The sequence below is a fragment of the Kitasatospora sp. NPDC004669 genome, from assembly GCF_040609455.1.
Taxonomy (GTDB): Bacteria; Actinomycetota; Actinomycetes; order Streptomycetales; family Streptomycetaceae; genus Kitasatospora.
Genome location: NZ_JBEXKB010000035.1, coordinates 21657 through 46296, shown reverse-complemented (window position 1 = coordinate 46296; position 24640 = coordinate 21657). Strand labels below are relative to the sequence as shown.

General features: G+C 73.5%; 25 protein-coding genes and 1 pseudogene. 9 read left to right on the top strand and 17 right to left on the bottom strand.

The window, feature by feature from the left end:
* Positions 1–42: 42 nt before the first annotated feature.
* From ABZW30_RS26585 to ABZW30_RS26555, 7 genes are all read right to left on the bottom strand, one after another.
* Positions 43–696 (bottom strand): hypothetical protein, encoded by a 654-nt coding sequence (locus tag ABZW30_RS26585; protein WP_355673712.1) that lies wholly within the window; start codon positions 694–696, stop codon positions 43–45.
* Positions 693–2081 carry a DUF58 domain-containing protein gene (locus tag ABZW30_RS26580; protein WP_355673711.1) on the bottom strand — a complete coding sequence of 463 codons (1389 nt, stop codon included), beginning with the start codon at positions 2079–2081 and terminating at the stop codon, positions 693–695. Before ABZW30_RS26580 ends, ABZW30_RS26585 begins: the two co-directional genes overlap by 4 nt.
* On the bottom strand, positions 2078–3148 hold the full coding sequence (locus ABZW30_RS26575; protein WP_355673710.1) for a MoxR family ATPase: 1071 nt from the start codon (positions 3146–3148) through the stop codon (positions 2078–2080). Before ABZW30_RS26575 ends, ABZW30_RS26580 begins: the two co-directional genes overlap by 4 nt.
* A gap of 110 nt (positions 3149–3258) precedes the next feature.
* Positions 3259–3798 carry a hypothetical protein gene (locus ABZW30_RS26570; protein WP_355673709.1) on the bottom strand — a complete coding sequence of 180 codons (540 nt, stop codon included), beginning with the start codon at positions 3796–3798 and terminating at the stop codon, positions 3259–3261.
* Positions 3799–3818: 20 nt separating this feature from the next.
* Positions 3819–4796 (bottom strand): DUF4129 domain-containing protein, encoded by a 978-nt coding sequence (locus ABZW30_RS26565; protein ID WP_355673708.1) that lies wholly within the window; start codon positions 4794–4796, stop codon positions 3819–3821.
* Positions 4797–5082: 286 nt separating this feature from the next.
* The gene (locus tag ABZW30_RS26560; RefSeq protein ID WP_355673707.1) at positions 5083–6048 is read right to left on the bottom strand and encodes an alpha/beta hydrolase-fold protein; all 966 of its coding nucleotides are present in this window, start codon (positions 6046–6048) and stop codon (positions 5083–5085) included.
* A 266-nt stretch (positions 6049–6314) separates the two neighbouring features.
* Positions 6315–7784: an FAD-dependent monooxygenase gene (locus ABZW30_RS26555; protein WP_355673706.1), complete on the bottom strand. Its 1470-nt coding sequence runs from the start codon at positions 7782–7784 to the stop codon at positions 6315–6317.
* A 138-nt stretch (positions 7785–7922) separates the two neighbouring features.
* On the opposite strand from ABZW30_RS26555, the gene ABZW30_RS26550 reads away from it, so the two are divergent.
* From ABZW30_RS26550 to ABZW30_RS26540, 3 genes and pseudogenes are all read left to right on the top strand, one after another.
* Entirely contained in the window at positions 7923–8915 is a 993-nt protein-coding gene (locus ABZW30_RS26550; RefSeq protein WP_355673705.1) for an Lrp/AsnC family transcriptional regulator, read from the top strand.
* A 99-nt stretch (positions 8916–9014) separates the two neighbouring features.
* The gene (locus tag ABZW30_RS26545) at positions 9015–9443 is read left to right on the top strand and encodes a hypothetical protein (RefSeq protein ID WP_355673704.1); all 429 of its coding nucleotides are present in this window, start codon (positions 9015–9017) and stop codon (positions 9441–9443) included.
* Between the two features lie 20 nt (positions 9444–9463).
* Positions 9464–10045 (top strand): annotated as a pseudogene (locus ABZW30_RS26540) (HAD-IA family hydrolase); the annotation flags it as partial.
* A gap of 150 nt (positions 10046–10195) precedes the next feature.
* On the opposite strand, the gene ABZW30_RS26535 reads toward ABZW30_RS26540, so the two are convergent.
* Both ABZW30_RS26535 and ABZW30_RS26530 read right to left on the bottom strand, forming a co-directional pair.
* Positions 10196–11206, bottom strand: a complete 1011-nt coding sequence (locus ABZW30_RS26535) for a zinc-binding alcohol dehydrogenase family protein (protein WP_355673748.1) — start codon at positions 11204–11206, stop codon at positions 10196–10198.
* Between the two features lie 144 nt (positions 11207–11350).
* Entirely contained in the window at positions 11351–11806 is a 456-nt protein-coding gene (locus ABZW30_RS26530) for a nuclear transport factor 2 family protein (RefSeq protein ID WP_355673703.1), read from the bottom strand.
* Positions 11807–11926: 120 nt separating this feature from the next.
* Between ABZW30_RS26530 and ABZW30_RS26525 the strand changes: the two genes are divergently transcribed.
* Complete coding sequence (locus ABZW30_RS26525) at positions 11927–12499, top strand: helix-turn-helix domain-containing protein (RefSeq protein WP_355673702.1); 573 nt, start codon at positions 11927–11929, stop codon at positions 12497–12499.
* A 147-nt stretch (positions 12500–12646) separates the two neighbouring features.
* Here ABZW30_RS26525 and ABZW30_RS26520 read toward each other — a convergent pair whose 3' ends face one another.
* The 5 genes from ABZW30_RS26520 to ABZW30_RS26500 all read right to left on the bottom strand — a co-directional run bounded on the left by ABZW30_RS26520 (position 12647) and on the right by ABZW30_RS26500 (position 17022).
* Complete coding sequence (locus ABZW30_RS26520) at positions 12647–13738, bottom strand: vWA domain-containing protein (RefSeq protein ID WP_355673701.1); 1092 nt, start codon at positions 13736–13738, stop codon at positions 12647–12649.
* A 157-nt stretch (positions 13739–13895) separates the two neighbouring features.
* A complete protein-coding gene (locus ABZW30_RS26515; RefSeq protein WP_355673700.1) occupies positions 13896–14717 on the bottom strand; it encodes an alpha/beta hydrolase in 822 nt (273 codons plus the stop codon).
* A 320-nt stretch (positions 14718–15037) separates the two neighbouring features.
* Positions 15038–15799 (bottom strand): DUF4232 domain-containing protein, encoded by a 762-nt coding sequence (locus ABZW30_RS26510; protein ID WP_355673699.1) that lies wholly within the window; start codon positions 15797–15799, stop codon positions 15038–15040.
* Positions 15800–16094: 295 nt separating this feature from the next.
* Positions 16095–16223: a hypothetical protein gene (locus tag ABZW30_RS26505; protein ID WP_355673698.1), complete on the bottom strand. Its 129-nt coding sequence runs from the start codon at positions 16221–16223 to the stop codon at positions 16095–16097.
* A 70-nt stretch (positions 16224–16293) separates the two neighbouring features.
* On the bottom strand, positions 16294–17022 hold the full coding sequence (locus ABZW30_RS26500) for a DUF4232 domain-containing protein (protein WP_355673697.1): 729 nt from the start codon (positions 17020–17022) through the stop codon (positions 16294–16296).
* A gap of 193 nt (positions 17023–17215) precedes the next feature.
* Here ABZW30_RS26500 and ABZW30_RS26495 point away from each other — a divergent pair, with 193 nt between their 5' ends.
* Positions 17216–18577, top strand: a complete 1362-nt coding sequence (locus tag ABZW30_RS26495) for a helix-turn-helix transcriptional regulator (RefSeq protein WP_355673696.1) — start codon at positions 17216–17218, stop codon at positions 18575–18577.
* Between the two features lie 87 nt (positions 18578–18664).
* Here the strand turns inward: ABZW30_RS26495 and ABZW30_RS26490 are convergent, their stop codons facing one another.
* Complete coding sequence (locus ABZW30_RS26490) at positions 18665–19018, bottom strand: antibiotic biosynthesis monooxygenase (RefSeq protein WP_355673695.1); 354 nt, start codon at positions 19016–19018, stop codon at positions 18665–18667.
* A 100-nt stretch (positions 19019–19118) separates the two neighbouring features.
* Here ABZW30_RS26490 and ABZW30_RS26485 point away from each other — a divergent pair, with 100 nt between their 5' ends.
* Complete coding sequence (locus ABZW30_RS26485) at positions 19119–19367, top strand: hypothetical protein (RefSeq protein WP_355673694.1); 249 nt, start codon at positions 19119–19121, stop codon at positions 19365–19367.
* 231 nt (positions 19368–19598) lie between these two features.
* Here ABZW30_RS26485 and ABZW30_RS26480 read toward each other — a convergent pair whose 3' ends face one another.
* Complete coding sequence (locus ABZW30_RS26480) at positions 19599–21098, bottom strand: PTS transporter subunit EIIC (RefSeq protein ID WP_355673693.1); 1500 nt, start codon at positions 21096–21098, stop codon at positions 19599–19601.
* Between the two features lie 31 nt (positions 21099–21129).
* The gene (locus tag ABZW30_RS26475) at positions 21130–21654 is read right to left on the bottom strand and encodes a MarR family transcriptional regulator (protein ID WP_355673692.1); all 525 of its coding nucleotides are present in this window, start codon (positions 21652–21654) and stop codon (positions 21130–21132) included.
* Between the two features lie 238 nt (positions 21655–21892).
* On the opposite strand from ABZW30_RS26475, the gene ABZW30_RS26470 reads away from it, so the two are divergent.
* From ABZW30_RS26470 to ABZW30_RS26460, 3 genes are all read left to right on the top strand, one after another.
* Positions 21893–23092, top strand: coding sequence for a cytochrome P450 (locus ABZW30_RS26470; protein ID WP_355673691.1), 1200 nt, complete (start codon positions 21893–21895; stop codon positions 23090–23092).
* Positions 23093–23208: 116 nt separating this feature from the next.
* Positions 23209–23406: a ferredoxin gene (locus ABZW30_RS26465; protein ID WP_355673690.1), complete on the top strand. Its 198-nt coding sequence runs from the start codon at positions 23209–23211 to the stop codon at positions 23404–23406.
* The gene (locus ABZW30_RS26460) at positions 23403–24602 is read left to right on the top strand and encodes an FAD-dependent oxidoreductase (RefSeq protein WP_355673689.1); all 1200 of its coding nucleotides are present in this window, start codon (positions 23403–23405) and stop codon (positions 24600–24602) included. Before ABZW30_RS26465 ends, ABZW30_RS26460 begins: the two co-directional genes overlap by 4 nt.
* Positions 24603–24640 lie beyond the last annotated feature (38 nt).

Below are 24640 nucleotides of genomic sequence, written 5' to 3'. Positions count from 1 at the left end.
AGTGGGGGCGGCCTGCACGAACGGCCGCCCCCACTCTCCTGTTCACAGGTCGTCAGACCTTCGGGACCCGTCCGAGGGCTGCTCCGCCGGGGTCCGGGGAGGCGTCCGCTCCGGGCGCAGGGCCAGACCCACGCCGACGGCGGCCGTGACCAGGCCCAGCACGGCGAGGGGGCGGGACCACTCGCCCGCCGTGGTGGGGGCGAAGGCCGACGGCAGGACCAGCAGCGAGGCGGCGAGGGCGGCGGCCGCCGAGGCCGGGCGGATGCTCGGGCGGCGCGGGCCGAACGCGTCGAGCAGCGTCAGGTGGCCGGCGAGCAGGACGGTCACCGCGAGCGCCCGCCACCAGGACGGCTCGCCGAGGGCGGCGAGCAGGACGGATCCGGCGGCTAGGAGTGTGGTGCGGGCGGCGGACAGTCGCGCGTACCAGGTCGCGGGGGGCGGGCCGTCCGGTGCGGGGACGGCGGCCCAGAGGGCGCCGACGGCGACCGGCAGGAGGCACACGGGCCCCCACCGGTCGGTGAGTGTGCCGGTTCCGGTGCCCGCGGCGGCGAGGGCGAGGGCGATACCGATACCGCGCAGGACGGCGCGTTCGAGGCGCGGGGCCCGGTCGGCGCGGTGAGCCGTGCGGGAGTCGTGGGCCGTACGGGAGTCGTGGGCCGGTGGGATCGGAGTCGCGGCCCGCGTCGGGACGGTCATCGGGCGGCTCCCGTGATCCGGCGGCGCAGCAGGGGCCCGAGGGCCAGGTCCAGGGTCTCGCCGGGCGCGTGGCGGACCACCGGGATGCCGCGGCCGCGCAGGGTGGCGCGCATCGCCTCGCGTTCCGCGTGCCACAGGCGCAGCGCGAGGGCGTCGACCTCGTCGCCGGGGCGGGCCGTCGGCTCCCCGGCCGGGATCTCCACCACGACGAGCGGGTTGCCGCGCTCGCGGACCTGGCCGAGGACGTCGAGGATGCGCTGGTCGGCGAGCGGGGTGAAGGCGTAGACGAGGGCGTGGCCGGGCAGCGCCGCGAGCGGCAGGGGCGGGAGGGGGCCGCGGTGGGGGCGGTCCTGACGGACCTCCAGCACGCTCTCCACGATGCGGTAGAGCTGCCGGTCCCCGGTGGATGCGGTGAGCTGGCGCAGGCGTCCGCCGACCGCGACGAGGCCGATCCGGTCGTGCCGGCGCAGGTAGGCGCGGGTCAGACCGGTGGCCGCGCGCAGGGTCTCGTCCAGGCTGCGCAGCCCGGTGGTGGTGTCGATGTAGTCGGCGAGGGTGTCGAGCAGGACGACCGCGTCGGCGGCGCGCTCGGCGGCGAACTGGTTGATCTGGACGGCGTCGCGGCGGGTCGTGGACGGCCAGTGGATCCGCCGCTGCCGTTCGCCGGGCACGTACGGGCGGACGCCGACGACCTCGATGCCGGTGCCCTCGTGCGCGGTGGTGTGCTCGCCGATCCGTTCGGGCAGGCGGACCGGGATCGGGGTGAGCCGGGCGGTCTCGGGGACGGGGAAGACGTCGACGGTGCCGAGGTCGGTGCGGACGGTACGACGGGTCAGGCCCCGGGCGTCGGGCACGTCGAGGTCGACGACGCCCAGGTGGCGGCGGCCCCAGCTGTCGGCGTGGAGGACGAGGTCGACGCCGGTCGGGGTGACGGTCAGGGCGTCCAGGGCCATGCCGGGGCCGAGCGCCACGGTGGGCTCGGGCGGGCCGATCCGGCCGTCGTGGTGCACGGTGACGTGGACGGTGACGGGCTCGCCCTCGAAGCAGCGCTGCGGCCGGACGGTGCGCTCGCCGGACAGCCGGGTGGGGCGGCTGTGTCCGGGGGCCGCCAATACGAGCAGGACGGCCGCGAAGGCCGCCGGGGCGAGCAGCCAGGCGTGGCCGGTGAGCAGGGCGGCGACGGCCGCCACGGTGGCCACCGTGAGCAGGCGCAGGGTCTGCTCACCGGGCCGCCAGTGCGGTGACGGCGGGCTGTCGGGCAGGCCGGCGGCGCTGGCACGGGCGCTGCGGGCGACGGCCAGGGCCCGGACGCGGCGGTCGAGGCGGTCGGCGCCGGCGGCGTTCGGGGCGGGGTCGGCGTCCGGCTCGGCCGGAGCGGGGTTCACGGTGTCACCGCGCCGGGCAGCGTCTGGGGCGCCGGGACGGAGGCGACCAGCCGCGCCATCACGTCGTCCGCCTCGATCTGACGTACCCACAGTTCCGGCTTGAGCGTGATGCGGTGGGCCAGGGCGGGACCGGCGAGCGCCTTGACGTCCTCGGGGGTCAGGTAGTCACGGCCCTCCAACATGGCGTGGGCGCGGGCCAGTTGGATCAGCGCCAGGCCCCCGCGGGGCGAGGCGCCCACCTGGATCTGCTGGTCGTTGCGGGTGGCGTCGACGAGGGCGATGACGTAGTCGACCAGGTCGTCGTCGACCTCGACCCGTTCCACCGCGGCCCGCATGGCGAGCAGTTCCGCCGGGCCGGCCACGGTCTCCAGGACCGGCTCGGGGGCCGCCCGGTCGATCCTGGCGCGCAGCATCGCCGCCTCCGTGGCGGTGGGGAGATAGCCCATGCGCACACGCAGCAGGAAGCGGTCGAGCTGGGCCTCGGGCAAGGCGTAGGTGCCCTCGTACTCGATCGGGTTGGCGGTGGCGATGACCAGGAAGGGGTCCGGCAGGCGGCGGGTGGCGCCGTCGACGGAGACCTGGCCCTCGGCCATCGCCTCCAGCAGGGCGGCCTGAGTCTTGGGCGGGGTCCGGTTGATCTCGTCGGCCAGCAGCAGCTGGGTGAACAACGGGCCGGGCCGGAACACCATCTCGCCGGTGTTGCGCTCGTAGAAGGGCGCGCCGGTGACGTCCGAGGGCAGCAGGTCGGGGGTGAACTGGATCCGGCGGAAGTCCAGGCCGAGGGTGGTCGCGAACGAGCGGGCCAGCAGGGTCTTCCCGAGCCCGGGCAGGTCCTCGATCAGGACGTGTCCGCCGGCGAGGGCGCCGAGCATGACCAGGCGCAGTGCCTCGGGCTTGCCGACCACGGCCCGTTCGATCTCCCCGATCACCGCGTGGGCCCGCTCTCCGGCCTGCTGCGGGGTCAGCGCCGGCGGGGTTGCGGGGACGACTGCCGATACGGCCCCCGGCGCCGTGCCCGGGTCGGCGGGGTGGGCGGGGCCGTGGAGGCTGGTGGAAAGGTCGGGCATGACACTCCTGCGCAAACGATTCGGTCGGTGAGGGGATCGGTACTGGGCTGCGTGCCCGCCCCGGGTCCTGGGGCGCGGTGGGTCACAGGGGGTGGGTCAAAGGAGGTGGGTCACAGGGAGTCGAGCCGGTCGGCGAGCCGACGCAGGACCTCCGCCGGGAAGACCTCGGCGGGGGCGGGCGCCGAGGGGTCGATCCACGGCCACAGTCGGGGCCCGATGAGTTCGGCGGCCCGGTCGCGATCGGCCCACAGGTTCAGGCCGTGGACCTCCGCGAGCCGTACCGCGTACAGCCGTTGGAGCCGGGAGCGCAGCGGCGCGGCGTCGCCCTGGGGGTCGAGGCCCTGACGGACCGTCCAGCGCCAGTCGCCGAGGCCCGGCTCGTACACCGCCATCTGCCGCGGCTGTCGGCGCAGGGAGAAGGTCTCGGCTCCCGCTCCGGCCACGCGGCGGGCGACGAGCAGGCCGGTGACGCCCAGCAGAACCGCGCCGACCCCCGCCCCGGGCCAGCCGCCGACCAGGGCGAACAGGCCCTCGGCGAGGACGGCGGGCACGGCCAGCTCGATCAGGCTGTGGCGCACCGAGCCCGGCTGGGCGAGTTCGCGGTCCGTCCCGTCCGCGGGCCCGTCGTGTCGCGGCGCCGCGCTGCTCATCGGTGGCCTCCCGGCGCCGGTCATAGGTGCTCCCCCGCAGCGTGCGTCCCGGTGGCCGCCGGGGGTGCGGCGGCCGCGGGCGGGGCAGCGTCCGCGAGCCGGGCGGCGATGGCGTCCAGGGCCGTACGGGCCCGGCGCACCTGGCTGTCGTCCATCCGGTGAGTCGAGTACCGGGCCTCGCGGAACAGTTCGGTGAGCTCCCGTGCCGCGGCGGCGTCGATCCGATCGTCGGACAGCGCGCGGCGCAGCAGCTCCGTCGGGCTCTCCCACGCGTGTCGGGGCAGGCCGGAGGCGGCCAGCGAGCCCTCCATCGCCGCGTAGCAGGCGATCACCGCCGCCCGGGCGTCCGCACCCTCCAGGGCCCGGCGGCCGGAGGCGACGGCCTCGGCGAGAGCGGCCTCGGGGCTCGCGTACGCGGGCGCGGCGGGCAGCACCGCGGGCACGTCCCGGCGGCGGGCCCACAGCCGGCGCAGCTGGAGCACGAGGACGGCGCCGAGCACGAGCCCGACCACGGCCACCAGGGCGAGCGATCCGATGAACAGCACCCCGAGCCCCTCGCCGACGGCCGGCGGGCCCGGATCGGAGGTGGCGGACGGGATGGCCTCGGGGCTGAGGCCGGACACCACCCGGTGCGGGTGGGGCGGTCCGGAGCCCGCCCGGCCGTGCAGGACCAGCAGCAGGACCGGGACCGCGGCGGCGGCCAACGGCAGCAGGAGCATGGCCGTCCCCCGCAGGCGCTCGGCCCGGGGTGTCGGCCCGTCGAGGTGGCGGACCTCTTCGCGGAAGCGCACCGCGAACCTGCCGACCAGCGCGGCCCACCCGAGCCCGAGCAGCACCACGAACCCGAGGCCGGCCACCGGCCCGGTCGCCGCCGTCCCCAGGAGCCCGCCATCGGGCCGCAGCGCCGCGGCGGCCGACAGCAGCCCGACGACGACCAGCAGCACCCCCACCGGCCGGCCGCTCCGCCCGCGCGTACGCGACGGCGCTCCACCGCTCATGCGAACCCCCCGGTTCCCCACGCGTCCCCCCGCGTCCCCACGCGCGCGACGGCGCGCGAGGTGCAGCGTCGCACACCAACCGTCACGGTGTCACCTGCCGTCACGGGCGGCCCGGCGGCGGCACGGGCGCGCCTCGCCCGCCCGCTACGGGCGGCAAGGCACCTCTCCGTCCGCGTACACGAGCAGACCGGTCCTGGCCCCCGAGGATCCTCCCCACGTCGAAGCCCACGTTGCGGTCGCACCCTACGCACGAGCGCCGACAGCAGGACCCGGGGAGAACGGGTTCCTACGCGGTGGTGAGCGCGTGCCCCAGCAGCGACATCGCGTCGGGCATCACCCGCCGCCAGAAGCCGTCCGTGTGCTCCCCGTCGGGGAAGTGTTGCTCCCGGGCTCGCGCCTGCCGCGCGACCTCGCGGGCGGCCGGGCAGAACGGGTCCTCCTGGCCGCACCACACGCCGAGGGTGCCGACCTGCAGCCGGTCCAGACGGAGTGTCGGCTCGTGGGCCTGCCAGTCCGCCTCGTCGGCGTACCCGCCGGTGGTGCGGGCGTCCGCCCAGGTGCGGAAGACGGCCGGGCTGAGCAGCGCCACGGCGTCCAGGTTGCGGCCGGCCTGGGTGCGCCCGATGGCGTACTGCAGGGCGCCCGAGCCGCCCATGGAGATCCCCATCGCGGCGCGCGGCGTGGGCAGTTGGCGGGCGTGCAACCAGCCGGGGAGTTCCTCGCGGAGCATCGCCTGCGGGTCGTCGCCGGCGGCGGCCTGCTGGTGCCAGTACGTGGCGTCCCCGCCGTCCACCGCGACGACGGCGAACGGCGGCACGCCGCCCGTGACCGCGGCCGCCAGGAACTGCGGCACGCCGAGCACCACCATGCCGTTCGCGTCGTTCCCGCGCCCGTGCAGCATCACGCAGACCGGCAGGTTCGTGCTCGCCGTGGCACCGGGCGGGAGCATGGTCACCATCGTGACCTCGCGGTTCCGCGCCGCCGAGCGCACCTGCTCGACGTGCACCGCTCCCGGCGCCACGTCCGGCACCGTGCCGTCCGTCCCGGTCAGCCCCAGCACCTTCTTCAGCCCGACCCCACCGGGCAACCAGCCCGCGAGCATCCCGCCCCCGGCCGCAGCCCCGAGCAGGGCACCGCCACCCACGACACCGGCCCCGAGCCGCAGCAGCCGGCGCCGTGACACCGCGCGGTCGGCGGGGTCCGCCGGAGGCTGCTCGGGCTGCTCGGTGGCACTGTCGATGTCCGCGGTCATGTCTGTCGGCCTTTCGCCATTCGGTTTCGTGGGGGCGGGCGGGCGCGTGTGGGCGCGGGCACTGCTCCGGGGCTCGGTCACTGTGCGCCACGGGCGGGCGCGTCAGTTCACAGGAGCGGCAGTGGGCCGGTCGAGCGGACCCGCGTGGCAGCCTGGCCGAGAGCAGGCGGACGGTCAGATATCGGCACGTTTCCCCCAGTCGGCCGGCTCCAGCAAACGATCACCGTGGTGGACGAGGAATCGGACCATCTGGTTCCGCCCGCGATTCACCGTGGGCGGATGGTCGGCGTGGCGGTGGGGTCCGGGGCGCCGAACCAGCGGGTGAGGGAGGGTTGCAGGGTGTCCGGGGTGCCGGCCCAACAGATGTAGCCGTCCGGGCGGACGAGCATCGGCCCGGTCGGGGCGCCCCCGCCGGTGCGGTCGACGCGGTCCGACCAGGGGGCCACGGCCCCGGCGAGGGTGTCCTGCGGGTCGATCAGGACTCCGCGTCCGGACCGCAGGAGTTCGTGCAGGCGGGCCGGGCCGAGGTCGAGGTCCGGTGCGGGGAGGCCGAGGAGCGGATGGGGTCCGGTGTCCGGCATCGGGTAGCGGGTGGCCATCCCGGACATCAGGTCGCCGAGATAGCGCTGGACGTCCGGCAGTTGGGCCATGGTCGTGAAGAGCTCCCGGGCGGCCGCCACGTCCGGGTCGCAGGTGCCCGCCCAGTCCATCAGCAGGCTCTGCGCCTGAACGTTGCGCAGCACCGCGGCACCGGCCGGGTGGCGTTCCGTGTGATAGCTGTCGAGCAGGTCCTCCGGTGCCCAGCCCCGAACGGCGGCGCCGAGCTTCCAGCCGAGGTTGAAGGCGTCCTGCATCCCGGTGTTCATGCCCTGGGCGCCGAGCGGGAGGTGGACGTGGGCGGCGTCGCCGGCCAGGAACACCCGCCCGTGCCGGTACCGTGCGGCCTGCCGGGCCGCGTTGGTGATGCGGCGGGCGTAGCGGAGTTCGAGCAGGTGCACCCGTTCGCCGAACACGGCGTGCAGGCCGTCGCGGATCTCGTCCTCGGTGACCGGGACGTCCCTCGGCAGCGACCGGCCCGGCCCGCCCATGGCGAGCCTGCGCAGCGGCCTGCCCCGGCCGTCGGTGCCGAGCGGGAACACTCCCACCCAGTGGCCGTCCGCGGTGCGGGTGTGCGTCGCCAGGTCATCGGCGCCGCCCAGCCGCACGTCGGCGGCGACCGTGGTCACCGTGCCTGCCCGGCCCGGGAATTCGGCCTTCAGCAGCGACCGCACCGTGCTGTGGCCGCCGTCGGCGGCGACGAGGTAGCGGGAGCGGACGGTACGACCGTTGTCGAAGGTCGCGGTGACCCCGTCCTCGTCCTGGGCGAGGGCGACCAGTTCGTGGTCGCGCCGGACACGGAGGCCGTGCGCGGCGAGGTGGTATTCGAGGAAGCCCTCCAGCGCGACCTGCGGTACGGAGCGCGGGGGGAGGCGGTGGGGGGCGAAGTCGGGCGACAGCGGTATGCCGGCGAAGTGGCCGGCCCCGACCGGGTGGTCGCCGGCGGCCAGCAGCGGTTCCAGCAGGCCGCGCTGGTCGAGCACCTCCAGCGTGCGGGACTGCACGCCGCCGGCCCTGGACAGTGCGCTGCCCCGGGGCAGTTTGTCGGCCAGTACGGTCGCCACTCCCGCCAGCAGCAGTTCGTTGGCCGTCGTCATCCCGGTCGGGCCCGCGCCGACGACGAGTACGTCGGTGTTCATGGTTTCTCCCTGGTTGCGTCGATCGGTCGTTCCGGTGAGTTGCGCCGGGAACGGGATCAACGCTCTTCCTGCCGGGGGTTGTTGGGCCAGTGACCGGCTCGATGGTGCCGGTATCCGACACCGACTACGCTCGGCGCGGTGGAATCCGACTACTCCCAACACCCCGGCTCCTCCGGCTACGACGAGCTGGACCGTCGGCTCGTCCACGCCCTACAGGTCGACGGCAGGGCCCCCTTCAGCGCGATAGCCGGGGTCCTCGGGGTGTCGGACCGCACCGTCGCCCGCCGGTACACCAGGTTGCGCTCGACCGGCGCGGTGCGAGTGCTCGGCGGGGTCGACCCGACCGCGCTGGGCGCGGTGCTGTGGCTCCTACGGGTTCGCTGCGCGCCCTCCGCGTCGGTCGCGGTCGCCGAGGCGCTGGCCCGACGCCCCGACACCTCCTGGGTGAGCCTCACCTCCGGTGGCACCGAGATCACCTGCACGGTCCGCACCGAGAACGAGGCCGACAGCGAGGCGTTGCTGCTCGCCCGTCTCCCCCGCACCCCGCGCGTGGAAGGGGTGAGCGCGCACTCCGTGCTGCACGCCTTCTACGGCGGCCCGGACAGCCTCATCGCCAAGCTCGGCCCGCTGGACGCGGAGGCGGTCGCAGCACTGCGCCCACCCCCGCTGCCGCACCGGCTGGGACCGGTGCGGCTCGACGACGGCGACCGCAGACTGCTCGCCGCGCTCGCCACCGACGGCCGCACCGGGTTCGAGCAGTTGGCCGCGGTGACCGGCTGGTCGCCGACGACCGTCCGGCGCCGGATGACGGAGTTGCGCGAACACGGGGTGCTCTACCTGGACGTCGACTGCGACCGGCGCCTGCTCGGCATCGGCGCCCGGACCCTGCTGTGGCTCTCGGTCGCTCCCCCGCACCTGGAGGAGGTCGGCGAGACGCTCGCCGGGCACCCCGAAGTCGCCTTCGCCGCCGCCACGACCGGGCCGACGAACCTGTACGCGACCGTGGTCTGCACGGACCAGCGGGCGCTGTACCGGTACCTGACCACGCGGGTCGCCGCGCTGCCGGCCGTCACGCACGTCGAGACGGCGCCGGTGATCAGGACCGTCAAGCAGGCTGCAAACCGGGTGTAACCGGGCCGGGTGGGCCGGCTGAATATCGTCAAGTCCACACGAATCGGAAAACCTCACGAACCCGCAGGTGGGAGCGGGGTACGGCGGGCGCAAACCCTGGTGCGCCGACCTCCGACGGGCCGCTACGATCTCCATCCATCGCACACCTGTTCACCATGCAACGACCGCGCGCCGGCCGGCAGCCTGCTCGCGCCGATCAAGCTGGAGGCGTACTTCGAGCAGTTCGGCCAGGACCGGGAGAAGCTCACCGCCTGGCGGCGGCCGGAGGTCGGCGCCGCCCTGGACGCCGCGCTCGCCGACGTCGCGGCCGCCGACCCGGACCACCCCCGCATCCGGTACGCCCGTGGGTGGCTCGCCTACGCCCTGACCCGGACCGGCCGGCCGACCGAGGCGCTGGAGCAGTACCGCGCGCTGGGCCGGTTCATCCCGCAGCCGTTCACCAACTTCAACGATCCCCGGCAGTCCTTCATCGACCTGCGGATCGACGCCGTCCAGGGCGCGGTCGCGGCGGCCCGGCGTACGGCCTGACCACGGGGGGAGGAGACCTGATGACCGTGAAGCTCGCTGCCGTGTTGTTCGACGTCGACGGTGTCCTGCTCGACTCCGCCGCCACCCACCACCGGATCTGGACCGCCTGGGCGAACCTCCGCCGCCTGGATGCCGACGAGGTCTGGCGGCGGACGTTCGGCCGTCGCCCGGAGGACACCGTGCGGGAGGTCGCCCCGCACCTGGATCCCGTCGCGGAGCGGCACGTCCTCGACGAGCTGATGCGCGGGGAGGGTGACGCCTTCCCTGCCGTCGAGGGCGCCGGCGACCTCCTCGGCGCACTCCGGCCGGGCTCCTGGGCGATCGTCACATCGGGCAGCCGTCGGCCGGTGCACCAGCGGTTCGGCCGCGCCGACCTCCCACTGCCCGAGGTCCAGGTCTACGGCGAGGACGTGCAGAACGCCAAACCCCACCCGGAGCCCTACCTGCTGGCTGCGGCCCGCCTCGGGGCAGAGCCCGCACGGTGCGTCGTGGTCGAGGACGCCCCGGCCGGCGTCGCGGCGGGCAAGGCGGCGGGCTGCACGGTCATCGGGATCACCACGACACACGCGGCCGACCGGTTGGCCGGCGCGGACGCGTGGGTGTCCTCGCTGGCAGAGCTGAGGCAGTACCTCCTGCCGCCGGCCCGCACCCGCCCGGGGGGTTCGGGCAGCGGGGTGACGGCGCCCTCGGCGGCCCGCGCGGTCGGGAGCGGCAACTCCCGCATCAGGCGACACTGCTCACCTGAAGGACGTTCAGAACCACGTGAGCGTCGTCTTCCCGACGGCGGCGCCGGACTCCTGCAGCCGGTGCGCCTCGCGGAGGTTGGCGGCGTCGACGGGCCCGAGGTCCCGGGTGGCGGTGGTGCGGAGGATGCCGGCGTCCACCAAGCGCGCCACCTGGGTGAGGATGTGGTGCTGCATGGCCCGGTCGACGGTCGCGAACCGTGAGCGCGTGTACATCGACTCCCAGTGGAACGCGATGCTCTTCGCCTTGAGCAGGCCCATCGGCAGGGAGTCGATGTCGTCGATGGCGACGATCCGGCCGAACGGCTTGAGCACCTCCGCGTAGACGGAGAGGTTGCCCTCCGTCCCGGTCGTGCTGAAGACGTGGTCGACGCCGCCGGGCGCGACCTCGGCGAGTTGCGGGGCGAGCGGCTTCATGTGGTCGACGACATGGTCGACGCCCATGCGACGGGCGAACGCGGCCGTCTCCGGGCGGGAGGCGGTGCCGATCACGGTGAGGCTGGTGAGGGCACGCGCCAGCTGGGCCACCATCGAGCCGACGCCGCCCGCGGCCGCTGTCACCAGCAGCGTGCCGGTCTGCTCCAGGGCGCCGGTGCGCAGCCCGAGCCGCTCGAACAAGCCCTCCCAGGCGGTGAGCGAGGTCAGCGGCAGCGCTGCCGCCTCGGCGAACGAAAGGGAGACGGGCTTGCGCCCGACCAGGCTCTCGTCGACGGTGTGGTAGCGGGAGTTGGCGCCGGGGCGGTCGATGGCGCCGGCGTAGTAGACCTCGTCGCCGGCCCGGAACAGCCGCACGTCGCTGCCGACGGCGACGACCGTGCCTGCCGCGTCCCAGCCCAGCACCTTGGGTTCGCCGGCCGGGTCGGTGTTGTGCCGGACCTTGCAGTCGATCGGGTTGACGGCCACGGCCTCGACCCGGACCAGCAGGTCGCGCGGGCCGGGCTCGGGGATCGGGAGCTCGACGTCGACCAGGCTCTCGGGGTCGTCGATCGGCAGGCTCTTGCGGTAGGCGACGGCGGGCATCGTGGTCCTGCGGATCTCACGGGTCATGGCGACCACCCTAATCCACTAACCGTTCTGACAAATCGTAAGGGTTACAAAAGGAGCCAGAAGCCCGTCCCCCGCCAAGAGCAGGCCCCCCGCAAGAATGCGCGGCGTTCACCGCCGCTACGGCTGTTCACATCCATCTCCTTCGAGTGCCGCCACGAGTTGGGGCAGGCCGCCACCGGCCGCGGCGAGGGCCAGGTGGTCGTGGAAGTCGCGACTGTGGACGATCAGGCCGTCGCGGACTCTCAGCACCTGGATGTTGGCGGCCTCGAAGGTCCGTCCAGTGGTCCGGTGGCGCACCCGGTAGTCGAACTCGGAGACGACGACCTCCGGATCGTCGGTCGCGCGGATCACCACGTTCGTCGCGGCGAGCTCCAGGGGCGAATGCGCGGCGACCTCGGCGAACCGCTTCGCGAGCGCGGCCCGCCCCTCGATGCGGCGCGGCCCGACCGGCTGGAAGGCGACCTCCACCACGGCACCCTCGGAGTAGAGCTCGGCCAGCTCCGAGAACCTCCCTGCGGTGATGCCCTCCAGCAACTTGAGGAAGACGTCACGCGGCGACGGCGTTCCGGCCATGATCAACCCCTATCGACTTGCGACTAGAATCGGACTGGAGAGTCCGATTCAACGATACGGACTGGGCACTCCGGTTGTCCAGGGGTGGATCCGCCGTGAGCGGGAGAGGAGACGAGCCGAATGAGCGGCGCTCAGGAGAAGCCGTTGCGGGCGGACGCGGCCCGCAACCGGGCCAGGCTGCTGGACATCGCCACACAGGTGTTCACCACCCGCGGCGCGGGGGTGCCGACCGAGGAGATCGCCCGCGCCGCCGGGGTCGGGGTCGGCACGCTGTTCCGGCACTTCCCCACCAAGGAAGCGCTGCTGGAGGCCGTGGTGGTGCGCAGGCTGGAGACGATCACGGCCCGCACGGCGGAGCTGATCGCCCGGGCCGAGCCCGCCGAGGCCTTCTTCGCGTGCTTCCGCCTGGTGGTCGAGCAGTCCGCGGGCAAGGGCGAGTTCACGCGGACGCTCGCCGCAGCCGGGGTGGACGTGCACGCCTCGTTGCAGGAGTCGAGCGCGGCGATGCGGGCACAGTTGGCCGACCTGCTGGCCGAAGCCCAGCGGGCCGGAGCCGTCCGCCCGGACCTGGGCCTGCCCGAGCTGATCGCCCTGCTGGTCGGCACGGGCGCCACGATGGAGCAGCTCGGGGACGAACCGGCGGCGCGGGAGCGGATCTTCGAGGTGGTCTTCGACGGGCTGCGGCCGCGCTGAGCCCGTCGGGCCGGTCCCACGGCGGGTCACGGGCGCCCGGCCTTCCGGATGGGTGCCATGGAAGGCGGGAGACGGCTTTCGGCGTGAGGGCATGGAGTCGGCGGCCTCCGCCGAATCCGTGACCGGATTGCGGTTCCCGGTTCCCGGTTACAGCATGACGAGCAGCTTGGTACCCGGCACCAGCTTCCGGTTGACGGAGGTCGACTGGACGAACAGGGTGTACGACGGGTTCTCGCCCGGCTTCACCGTGGCCTCCGCATTCGGCAGGCCGAGGAGCTGACGGGCCGCCGGGCCCGAGAACACCCTGCCGGTCATCCGGCCGGTGGCCGGGTCCTTCTCCGCCACGGCGAGTTGCTTGTTGCCCTGGATCTTCTCGCGCTTGGACAGCTCGTAGAAGGCGCAGCCGGTCTTGTAGGTGTGGCCGGCGCTGGTGACGAATTCGCGGATCGAGGTCTGCTGGTCGACCGGGATCAGGATGTACTTGCCGGTGTCCAGGGCGTCGAGGTTGGCCTTCACCTCGGCGGTGTTCAGGTCCTGGCCCATGGCGAAGAGGTTCTTGGTGCCGCGCACGCCCTGCTCGCGGCCCCGCAGGAAGCTCGTGGCGGCCGACTTGACGGTGCCGATGGCCTCCTCGACGCCCTGGCTGGAGTCCGCGTCCCAGATCGCGATGTTGCCCGCCGGGAAGCCGTACTCCTGGGCGGTGCGCTTGGCCAGGGAGTTCGGGACCAGGATCGCCGAGGTCCAGTGGTCGGGAAGGTCGTCCATGGCGCCCTGGATGCGGCTGATCCAACTGCGCAGGACGGCGGTGCCCTTGCCGGCGTTCATGCGGGTGTGCATCTGGCCGCTCTCCGAGCAGCCGGAGGCGTTCTCCTCGCCGTCGGTGACGACGACCTGGAGGAAGGAGTGCTCCCCGTACCCTTCCCAGATGTTCTTCAGGTCGTCGACGGACTTCACGGCCGCCTCGATCAGCGCCGTCGCACCGTTGTCGACCTTGTAGAGGCCCCGTAGGGACGGCAGGTGCTTGACGTCCATGTCCCAGACCAGGTTCTGCACCTCGTGGTCGAAGGCGTACAGGCTGATGCGGGTCTCGTGGCCGAGCCGGTCGGACTCCTCCTGCAGACCCTTCACGAACTCGTCGACCACACGGACGAGTTGCGCCGCGTGCTGACGCATCGAGCCGGACTTGTCGACCACGAGCGAAACGTGGTTGACCTTGTGCTTGATCCTGTTCGCAGACATACCTCTACCCCTTTTCCAACGCCCTTTCGACGCCTTTCCGGCGTTCCCTCCAGCGTTGTTTCCACACTACGAGGAGACACTGACAATCGGCCCTGACCTGGGGTTCCACGAAGGCCGACCGCCTGCGCTCCAAGAACGTGCGGGTATTGACGGGCGATTAGCAGTCGGCGTCGGACGAAGGCCCACTTCGAGCCGCCGCGTCCCGAATGGTGGCGGCCAGCGCGTCGGGGGCGGTGAGGTGGGCGGAGTGCCCCTGGCCGGTAAGGGTGACGACCCGCGCCTGCGGCAGGACACCGGCCAGGTCGGCCAGGCGTTCGCGCAGGTGGTCGGGGCTGAGGTCGCCCTCGATCAGGGTCGTCGGGGTTCCGAGTGCCGCGAACCGGTCGATACCGGTGCCGAGGGCGTCGAGTGCCTCGTCCTCCGCGATCTGCGCCGCCGCGTACGTGCACAGTGTCTCCCGCAGGTGCCCGTCGGCGAACATGGCATCGACCAGGTACGCGGGCACACGCACGATCTCCCCCATGTGGATCCGCGTCGCCTCGACCGGGTCGCCGGCCTCGAGCGCTGCGCGGGCCCGCGCTCCCGCCGGTCCTGCGACCAACCGACTGGTCGGGATGGGTGGTTCGTAGAGGACGAGTCCGGCGAACGCCGACGGCCTCAGGAGGGCGGCCTCCAGCGCGGCCACGGCGCCCGAGGAGTGCCCCACCAGGAGCACCGGCGGCGTCAGGAGGTCCGCGACGGCGAGGACGTCGGCAGCCTCGACGGCCATCGAGTGCGGCAGGGCGATGTCCGCGCCGGGGCCGTAGATCCGCCGCCGGACCCTGACGACGCGGAAGTCGTCGACGAGGCAGCGGACGACGCCGTCCCAGGACGTCGCGTCCCCACCCCCCGGATGAACCACCAGCAGGACCGGCCCGGACCCGTCGTCCAGGGCGGTGACGGGACGGCCGTCGTCGGAGAACGCGCGAAGCTCGGTCATGCCCACCAGCCTGCACCCGCCCACCTTCATGTCACCGGCAGACCACTGATATCCCGACGACGAACGAGCACGGCACGCACGGGCACGGCACGCACGGCCTGGGGCCGACCGTCAACGCACCCGTTGACGGCCTGTCGACGTGTTGTACACCTCGGTCCGGTGGCATGACCTCGGCGCCGAGGAGATCCACGTCAACATCGGCCACACCCGCGGCACCAAGGGTGACACCGGCTGTATCCGGCCGACGCTCGCAGGCGTCCACCTCGCCCTGAGGGCGGTCGCGGTGCGGCGGAGCCCACCCGTGCGACGTGTGGTCGGGGCTACTTGCCCGCGCTGGTCATGGAGGTGACGGCCTCGGCGACGGTGGAGCGGTAGATGCCCATCTGCGGGTCGAGGACGTGCACGCCGTTGGGAAGGGGGAAGTTGCGGGTGTTGGCGAGGGGCATGTTGGTGCCCTCGTCGTCGACCAGGACGTTGAGTTCGTTGATGCCCGGGGTGGTACCGGTGGTGGCGCCGCTCGGGTCGAGGTCGATCACCACGTAGGCACTGTGACCCGACGCCACAGGGAAGCGCAGCGTGCCGGCGGCGAGGATCGGCTTGATGTTGTTGCTCTGGTCGCGGGCTTCGGAGTTGCCCAGGTCGACGCCCGGGGTGGAGCTCAGACTGCAAACGCCCGTACCGGTGTTGCGGACCTCGATCACCCACTGGCTCGCGGCCCCGGAGCGTGCCGTGGCCTGGACCGTGAGGTTCTGGATGTCACACGGCCGGGCGTCCGTGCCGGCACCCCCGTCGCCGCTGCCACCGGGCTGGGTGCCGCCCGACGGGCTCGCACCGGGCGGTGTCTTCGCCGGGCGCGTGGCGGTGTGCGAGGCACCACCTGCGGTGGGCTTGCTCCCCGTGGGCGCACCGGAGGCCGGGCCGGACGCCGCCGTGGACGGCTTGGCGGCCGCCGAGGTGGCGACGGGAGCCGGAGAGCCACCGGCCGTGTCAGCGTTGTCGGGCCCGCACGCGGTCAACGCCAGCCCCGCCCCGACGACCAGGACGGCGGAAGCGAACAGCGGACGACGGTTGCGGACGAACATGATGGACTCCTGGATGACGGTGCGCACTGATGTGCTCGAACAGATCAAAGGACGGCAGAAGGAAGGCAGTTGGTGGCATCTCCGGCGTCACAATCGCCAGGACATGACAGGGACGGGACTGTGACATTCGATCGGGTACGGCGCGGTTGACAGCCGGTCGGCACTGGCGGGACGCGCCCGGATCCACTCCGGAACCCCTACCGGGGTATCACCCCCATCCGAAGGTCGCCCGGTCCGAGGGACGCCCCCAGGACGGGGCGGAGCTGCTGACGGCCGGGCACGGGGGTGTGGGGCGTCAGCGTCGGGTGAGGCCGGCGTCCCGTGCGAAGTCCGGGTCGTCGGGACGGCCCAGGACGAGGATCCGGAAGGCCGTGCCGGCGTAGACGGCCAGGAGCCGGGCGATCCTGCGGGGTGTGGTGCGCATCGTGGGGTGCCTTTCTGTCGTCCGGGCCGGGGCGCTGGCGGTGGCTCTTCAGCTCGGGTCGGTGCGGGTGTCACCAGGAGACGGCGTCGTCCATCGACTGCTGCCAGTAGGTGACCTTGAGGGAGTCGTCCACGTAGGCGCCCTTGGCGGGCAGCGGCGGGTTGGCGGCGGCGCCGACGCTCTCGTTGCCGGAGGGGCCGTGGAAGTAGACGGCCAGGGACATCGCGGTGTAGCCGTGCGAGCCGTTGCTGCCGTCGGTGGAGGACAGGTTGACGGAGGCGTAACCGGACTCGCCGGGCTGGAGCGTGACGACGGCCCGCGGCTTCGAATCCGTGATGACGGGGGGCACGGACTGGGCCTCGCCGAACCGGACGGCCGGATAGCCGTAGAGGTAGCAGGTGCCCGAACCGGTGTTGGTGACCGTGAGCAGCATGTGGTTCACGGGGCGGTTCAGCGGGGCGGCGGTGGTCTTGGTGTTGGAGCCCTCGCAGGTGGTCGGCTTGGCGGCCGAGGGAGCTGCTGGGGCCTTCGGCGCGGGCGTGCCGGTGACGGACTTGGGGCCGGTGGACTGGGGCGCGGTGGCAGGGGCCTTGCCGGTGGAGGCGGTGGCACTGCCGCCGGTGGTGGCGGTGGTGTTGGCGGACGTCGGGGCCGGCGCGGTGGGCACGGTGGCCCTGAGCGACGGGCCGGTCGCCGTCTTGATGTCCCCGCTGTCGCTGCACGCGGTGATCGAGAAGGCGGCGAGCGCGACGCTCGCGGCAGCGGTGATCAGACGGGTGCGGGAGGTGCGGACGAACATGTGGTCGTGCCCCTTTCGGCATTCGCTCGGACGGTGGGTCGATCGGATGACCGAAGCTTGCGGAGCGATCCGTCCCAGCCGCCAGGCCTGGCGGCACGACGGGTAGGGTGGAACGGCGAATGAGGCTCTGACCAGCGGGAGTGGAACGGGCCTGGAACGCTGGAACGGGACGCCGGGGGAACGGAGGGGACGGGTGTCGGAGGGCACGGGGGCCGCGGAGGCGAAGGAGTTCGCGCGGCTGCTGCGCGAGCTCAAGGCCCGCTCGGGGCTGAGCTACGGAACGCTGGCCAAGCGACTGCACACGAGCACGTCGACGCTGCACCGCTACTGCAACGGCACGGCGCTGCCGCATGAGTACATGTCGGCGGAGCGCTTCGCACGGGTGTGCCGGGCGACCCCGGAAGAGCTCGTGGAACTGCACCGGAGCTGGATCCTGGCGGACGCGGCCCGGGGACGCCGGCCAGACCGGACCCCGGAGACGGCGCTGGCCCAGGCCCCGGCTCCGGCTCCGGCTCCGGCTCCGGCTCCAGTCGCTCAGCCGCGGACCGAATCGACGGCCCCGGCGATGGAACCCCCCACGGGGAGGACGGGCGGGGAGCCGGTCGTCGGGGTGGTGGCGGAGCCCGCTCCGCCACGGCGCCGCCGTAGCGCGCTGATCGCCTCCGCCGCGGCCGTCGCCCTGCTGACCGCCTTAGTGGTGGTCATGCGTCCCGCCGTCTCGGGCGGCGGAAACGATTCGGGCGGCCAGCCGGTCGCCGGTTCCACGACGACGGACCCGAGGGCCGTACCGGAGCCGTCCGTCCCCGGCCCCACTGCCCCCACTGCCCCCACCGCCCACACTGCGCCCCCGACCGGCACCGCTGCGGCAAGCACCGACGCGGCAAGCACCGACGCGACGGCGACCTCGAGCCCGACCGCCACCCCCACCCCCACCTCCACCCCGCCCGGCGACGCGCCCGCGCCGCTCACCGTCGGCACCCGCCCGTACGTCTACGCCGACCCGTGCAGCCAGCACTTCCTCGTCAACAGCGCGCCCGCCCAGGTCGGGCCGCCCGCCACCGAGCGCGACGCCCCACGCTGGGCCGCCGCCTACGGCGCGGTCTCCTCCGGTGAGCAGGAGGTCGCCCTCACCGTCCAGGGCACCGGAGCGGACACGGTCGTCCTGGAGGCGCTGCACGTACGGATCACGGCCAAGGGCGCGCCGCTCGCCTGGAACGACTACTCGATGGGCGTCGGCTGCGGCGGCGGGGTCGGCACCAAGTCCTTCGACATCGATCTCGACAGGGGCAGTCCCGTGATCACCGTCCAGGGCGGCCAGCGCGACTTCCCGTACAAGGTCAGCAAGTCCGATCCCGAGGTCTTCTACGTCACCGCGCACACCAAGGCGCACGACGTCCGATGGGACCTCACGCTGGACTGGTCCAGCGGCAACCGCCGCGGCACCATCCGCATCGACAACGCGGGCACCCCCTTCCGCACCAGCGCCGATGTCAACCGCCCCGGCTACGACTACCCGCTGGGCGGCAGCGAGTGGATCAAGCGGACGGACGGCTAGGGGTGGCCACGTCACGCGGCACCGCTGTCGGGCACCGGCGACCCCCTCGCGCCGCTCCCCGACCGCTGCCCTCGGGCGCTGCGGGACCTACGCTCGCATGAACCCGTGGCTCCGCTCCACTTTCGCCACGTGCAGCGTGTAACTCTGGTACCACTCGGCTTGCCCGCGCTTCTGGGCCGCGCGGTGCTCGGCGTTGCACCGCCACTCCGTGAGGGCCTCGGCGTCGCGGAAGTACCCGACGGTGATGGCCAGCCCTCCGGGAGTCTGCGCGTAGTCCATCCCCAGGTACCCGGGGATGTCCTTCACCAGGTCTTCCATGCGTGCGTTGGTCTCGCTGTACCCACTCTGGTCCTGGGTTCGCACCGCCGTGAAGACAGCCATGTAGTAGGGGGGTTCATAGGCTTCGACGGGCGTGACAGGCGCTTCCGGGTGATCGCTCATGGCGCCACCGTAAGGCGGGACGCGCCCAGCGAGCCAGCTTCCTCCCTGAACGGAATGCGTGAGGGATCGGAGAACGCGCCGGAGCCGGGACAATGGACCGATGACCAGTCAGCTCCCCCGCGGCCTCCAGCACCTCATCCCCACCTCGCGCGCCACCACCGCCGGCGAGCGCGCCGCCTCCCAGCTGCTCCACCTGCGCACCGCCACGGTGCCGGTCCCGGTGCTGGCCGCGGCCGCCGAGCTGATCGCCGGCCAACTGGACGACCCCGACCCGGCCACCCGCGACGCCGCCGGCGCCGTCCACGCCCACCTGCTCGCCGCCATCGAGACCGCCGCGCCCGACCGGTAGCAATTCGGTGGCGGCCCGATTCCGGTGTTGGCCATTGTGGGCGTGTGGCTGATCGTGCGAACTTCGTCGTGGTCCGCGAGAGCGGCGAGTACGAGCTGTACCTGTCCCGGTTCGGTGCCGTGGGGATCGACCTGGACCTGCTGGCAGGGCCGGCGGCGGTGCTCTCGATGGTCCGGGGCCTGCGGGTGGACGACTGGTGGCTGGACGACGTGCTGTGCCAGGGGGCGGCACTCATCGACCTCGGCCGGAAGGCGCTGCTGATGTTCGCCCGGGAGGGGCCGAGCGTCGTGATGCGGCAGCGGGGTCCGCGGCGCGGGCGTTGTACTCGGCGAGCGTTTCCCGGGTGAAGCCGAAGAAGTACGTGGCCAGGAAGCCCACGACATAGCCGGTCACCAGTCCCCCGCCGTAGACGGCGGCGCTTGCGGCCATCCCGTGCGGGCCGGCCAGCAGGGGGAACAGGGCCCAGCCGGAGGGGCCGATGGCGGTCGAGCCGACCGCGCCGCCGAGTTGGCCGGCGGCACCGACGAAGGCGCCTCCGGCGGCCCCGCCCACGCAGGCGGTGATGAACGGGCGCCCCAGCGGCAGGGTGACCCCGTAGACCAGGGGCTCGCCGACGCCGAGCAGGCCGGCCGGGAGCGCGGACCTGATGACGGCCCGGATGGAGGCGTTGTGGCGCAGCCTCAGGTAGACGGCCGCGGCGCAGCCGACCTGACCGGCGCCGGCCATGGCGAGGATCGGCAGCAGGACGGTGGAGCCCTGCTGCTGGATCAGGGTGGTGTGGATCGGGATCAGGGCCTGGTGCAGGCCGAGCATGACCAGCGGCAGGAAGAGGCCACCGAGCACGAGCCCGGCGAGCAGGCCGCCGTGGGCGAGCAGCCAGGTGGCGGCGTGGCCGATGGCGGTGGAGATCTCCCCGGCGACGAACATCAGGCCGAACAGGGCGGCCAGGCCGCCGAACAGGACGGTGATCGTGGGGGTGACCAGGACGTCCAGGGCGCCGGGCAGGATCCGCCGGGTCCACCGTTCCAGCTGGACGGCCAGCAGCGCGGCGCCGAGCGCCCCGACCACTCCGCCCTGCCCGGGGGTGAGGTGGTGGCCGAACGCCTCGACCTTGGCGACGCCCGCGTAGACGATCACACTGGCCACGGCCCCGCCGAGCACGGGCGTACCGCCGAACTCCTTCGCGGTGTTGTAGCCGACGAAGACGGCGAGCAGGGACATGAAGCCCGCGGAGACCGGCCCCAGGGCGGTGACCAGTGACGGTGCCCAGCCGAGGTTCGCGAGCGCCCCGGCGAGGGCGGCGACGATCCCGCACCCGATCAGGGCGGGGATCAGCGGGACGAAGATGTTCGCGATCCGGCGCAGCGCCCGTTTCGCCGGGGTCGCGTTGCGCACGCGGGCCTCCGCCCGGATCCGCTCGCCGCGCCCGGCGAGGGCCTCGGCGGTGGGGGCGCTCCCCGTTTCGGTCCCGCCGTCGGAGTCCAGGAGCCGACGCAGCTGCGCGGTGACTCCGGCGACGGCGCCCGGGCCGAGGACGATCTGGAAGGTGTCGTCCTCGACCGTGCCCAGGACGGCCGGCAGCGCGCTGAGCGCCTGGTGGTCGATCAGGGAGCGGTCGGCCAGGCCCAGCCGCAGCCGGGTCATGCAGTGGGCGACCGAGCGGATGTTGGCGGCGCCGCCGACCAGCGGAAGGATCGCCTCGGCCACGGCGCGGTTCTTCTCGTCCGACATGACGAAGGACGTACCCGGATGGTCTCGTCGCTCAACCGGCGGCGGGCGCGGATCGCTCCGGGAGCGGGTCGTCCTCGGACAGCAGGGTGGTGCGCACCCGGTGCACGTAGCGGTCCACCAGGTGGCGCAGCACGCTGACCGTGGCGGCGACGTCGGGCTCCGGGACGCCGTCCAGGGCACTGGCGAGTCCGGCGATGTTGGCCTGTTTCAGGCGGTCGAGCGTCTGCCGCCCGTCGTCCGTGATCGCCACCTGGCGGGCCCGGCGGTCCAGCGTGTCCTGGGTGCGTTCCACCAGTCGCTGGCCCTGCAGGCGGTCGATCTGCCGGGTGACGTGGGAGGGCTTGACCATCAGCCGGTCGGCCAGGTCGCTCACCCGGCTGGCCCCCTCGGCCTCGGCGAGCGCGCGCAGCAGGTAGACGTCCGAGCGGGCGGCCGTGATGCCCGCCCGGGCGGTACGGCGTTCGTGCTCCTGCGAACGCGTCAGCAGGTAGGCCAGCGAGGCCAGTACGGCCTCCAGGTCGGAGGCGGTGGTCCGATCGTCTTCGGCGTCCGGCATGGGGGAACTGTAGCGATCCGGTGCGGCCCGCGGCGGTGGCGGGCAGCGGTGACCGGATTTCGGACAGATTGGACCGTCCCCCGATGCGCCCTTTCATCGCCACGGAACGCGAGTTAGCGTGACGTTCAGTTAGTTGCTTTTGGCACGTAAATGGCCCGGGCCCTGCCCCACCACACCCGCGGGCCCACCCGACCGGCACCGCCGGCCCCCACCCAGCTCCGAGAAGGGGAGTCCCCTGATGGCCACTGGCGCGAAGACCCCACGCTTCACCCACCCCGCCGCCCGCGGCGCCTGCCCGTTCGCCCCGCCGCCCGCCTACCGGCAGGCCCGGCAGGAGGAACCGGTCAGCCGCGTCTCCCTCTGGGACGGCTCGACCAGCTGGCTGGTCACCCGCCACGAGGACATCAAGGCGGTCCTCTCCGACGCCCGCTTCAGCTCCGACTCCACCCGGCCCGGCTTCCCGTTCATCAGCGCGGGCGCCCGGCAGCTGAACTCCGGTCAGCCCACCTTCATCCGGATGGACGACCCCGAGCACTCCCGCCTGCGCCGGATGCTCACCGGCGAATTCATGATCAAGAAGGTCGGGGCACTGCGCCCCGAGGTCCAGCGCATCGCCGACGACCTGCTGGACCGCATGACCGAAGGACGCTCCAGCGCCGACCTGGTCCGCGAGTTCGCCCTGCCACTGCCGTCCCTGGTCATCTGCCTGCTGCTCGGCGTCCCCTACCAGGACCACGACTTCTTCCAGGAGTGCAGCCGCGTCCTGCTGCGCCGCGACTCCTCGGCCGAGGACGTCACCACCGCCCAGGCCCGACTGGCCGACTACCTGGTCGAGCTCACCGACGCCAAGCGCAGCCGGCCCGACGACGGCATCCTCAGCCGCCTGGTGGCCCGCGGCGAACTGAGCACCGAGGAGATCGGCGCGATGGGCCGGCTGCTCCTGGTCGCCGGCCACGAGACCACGGCGAACATGACCGCGCTCTCCGTCCTCGCCCTGCTGCGCAACCCCGACCAGCTCGCCCACCTGCGCCGGCACCCCGAGACCACCCCCGCGGCGGTCGAGGAGCTGCTGCGCTACCTGACCATCGTGCACTCCGGCCTGACCCGGGTCGCCGTCGAGGACGTCGACCTGGCCGGTGTGCGGATCCGGGCGGGCGAGGGCGTCGTCTGCGTGATCAACACCGCCAACCGGGACGAGCGGCAGTTCCCGGACGGCGACCAGCTCGACCTGTCCCGCGACGCGCGCCTCCACCTGGCCTTCGGCTTCGGCGTCCACCAGTGCCTGGGCCAGCCCCTCGCCCGACTGGAACTGCAGATCGCCCTCGACACCATCCTGCGGCGACTGCCCGAACTGCGCCTGGCCGTACCGTTCGAGGAGATCCGCTTCCGCGGCGAGATGCTCGTCTACGGCGTCCACGAGCTGCCGATCGCCTGGTGACCCGACCCTACCGGGCCCCGACCGAGCGCCGAGTGGCAAGCACCCCGACGCGCCTAACATCCACCGGAGTCAGCCCCCACCAGGGCCCCGACCGGCCACGTCCCGAAGGGAAGACCATGCTCATCCAGATCGACCAGGAGAAGTGCTGCGGCGCCGGGCACTGCGTACTCGCCGCCCCCGAGGTCTTCGACCAGCGCGACGAGGACGGCATCGTCGTCGTGCTCGACGCCGAACCGCCCGCCGAACTCCACCAGGCCGTCCAGGACGCCGCCGCGGTCTGCCCGGCCGCGGCGATCCGCCTGGAACAGGTGTGACCGCTCTTCGGGAGGTGGCCGTCGTCGGCGCCGGCGCGGCCGGTCTGCACGCCGCCGAAGCGCTGCGCCGGTCCGGCTACGACGGCCGGCTCACCCTGATCGGGGCCGAGGACGAACTCCCGTACGACCGCCCGCCGCTGTCCAAGCACCTGCTCGGCGGCGAGTGGCAGCCCGACCGCCTGACCCTGCGTGGCCCCCGGGCGCTGGAGGAGCTCCGGCTCGACCTGCGCCTGGGGGTACGGGCCGAAGGCCTGGACCGTCGGGAGCGCACCGTGCAGCTGTCCGACGACCGGCGGGTGCGCTGCGAGGCCGTCATCGTGGCCACCGGGGTCCGCCCGCGCCGGCTCCCCGGCCCCGACGCGCCGCTGCCCGGGGCCCACGTGCTGCGCACCCTCGCCGACGCCCTCGCCCTGCGCGAGGAACTACGGTCGGGCGTACGGCTGTTGGTGGTCGGCGGCGGGCTGCTCGGGGCCGAGGCGGCGGCCACCGCCGTCGGGCTCGGCGCCGAGGTGACCTGGCTGACCTCCACCACCGCACCTCTGGCCGCCGTCCTGGGCACCGAGACGGCCGCGCTGCTGGCGGACCTGCACCGCGAGCACGGGGTGCGGATCCACCGGGGCGTGGCCACGGCACTGCTCGAACGGCGCGGCCGGGCGGTCGGCGTGCGGCTGACCGACGGCTCCGACCTGGCCGCCGACGCCGTGCTGATGGCCATCGGATCCGAGCCGGCCACCGAGTGGCTCGCCGACAGCGGCGTCCCGCTGGACGACGGCGTGGTCTGCGACGCCTACTGCGCCGCCGGCCCCGGCGTCTGGGCGGCCGGCGACGCCGCCTCCTGGCCCGACCCGCGCACCGGCCGCCGCCGACGCCTCGAACAGCGCACCAACGCCACCGAGCAGGCGATGCACGCCGCCCGGAACCTGCTGGCCGGCCCGGACGGCGCCCGGCAGGCCTACGAGCCGGTCCCCTACCTGTGGACCGACCAGTACGGGCTGCGGATCCAGGTGTTCGGCCGGCCCGGCGGCGCCGAGCGCTTCGAGGTGGTCGACGGCAGCCTCGCCGAACACCGCTTCGCCGCCGTCTGTGTACGGGACGGCCTGGTCGGCGGCGCGGTCGGCATCGCCTCCGCCCGGGCGCTGCGCGGGCTGCGCGCCCAGGTCGCGGCGCACAGCCCGTGGCCGCCCGCGGCGGAGTGAACCGGGGCTACCGAGGTGCCCGCCGCCCCACCGCCGGC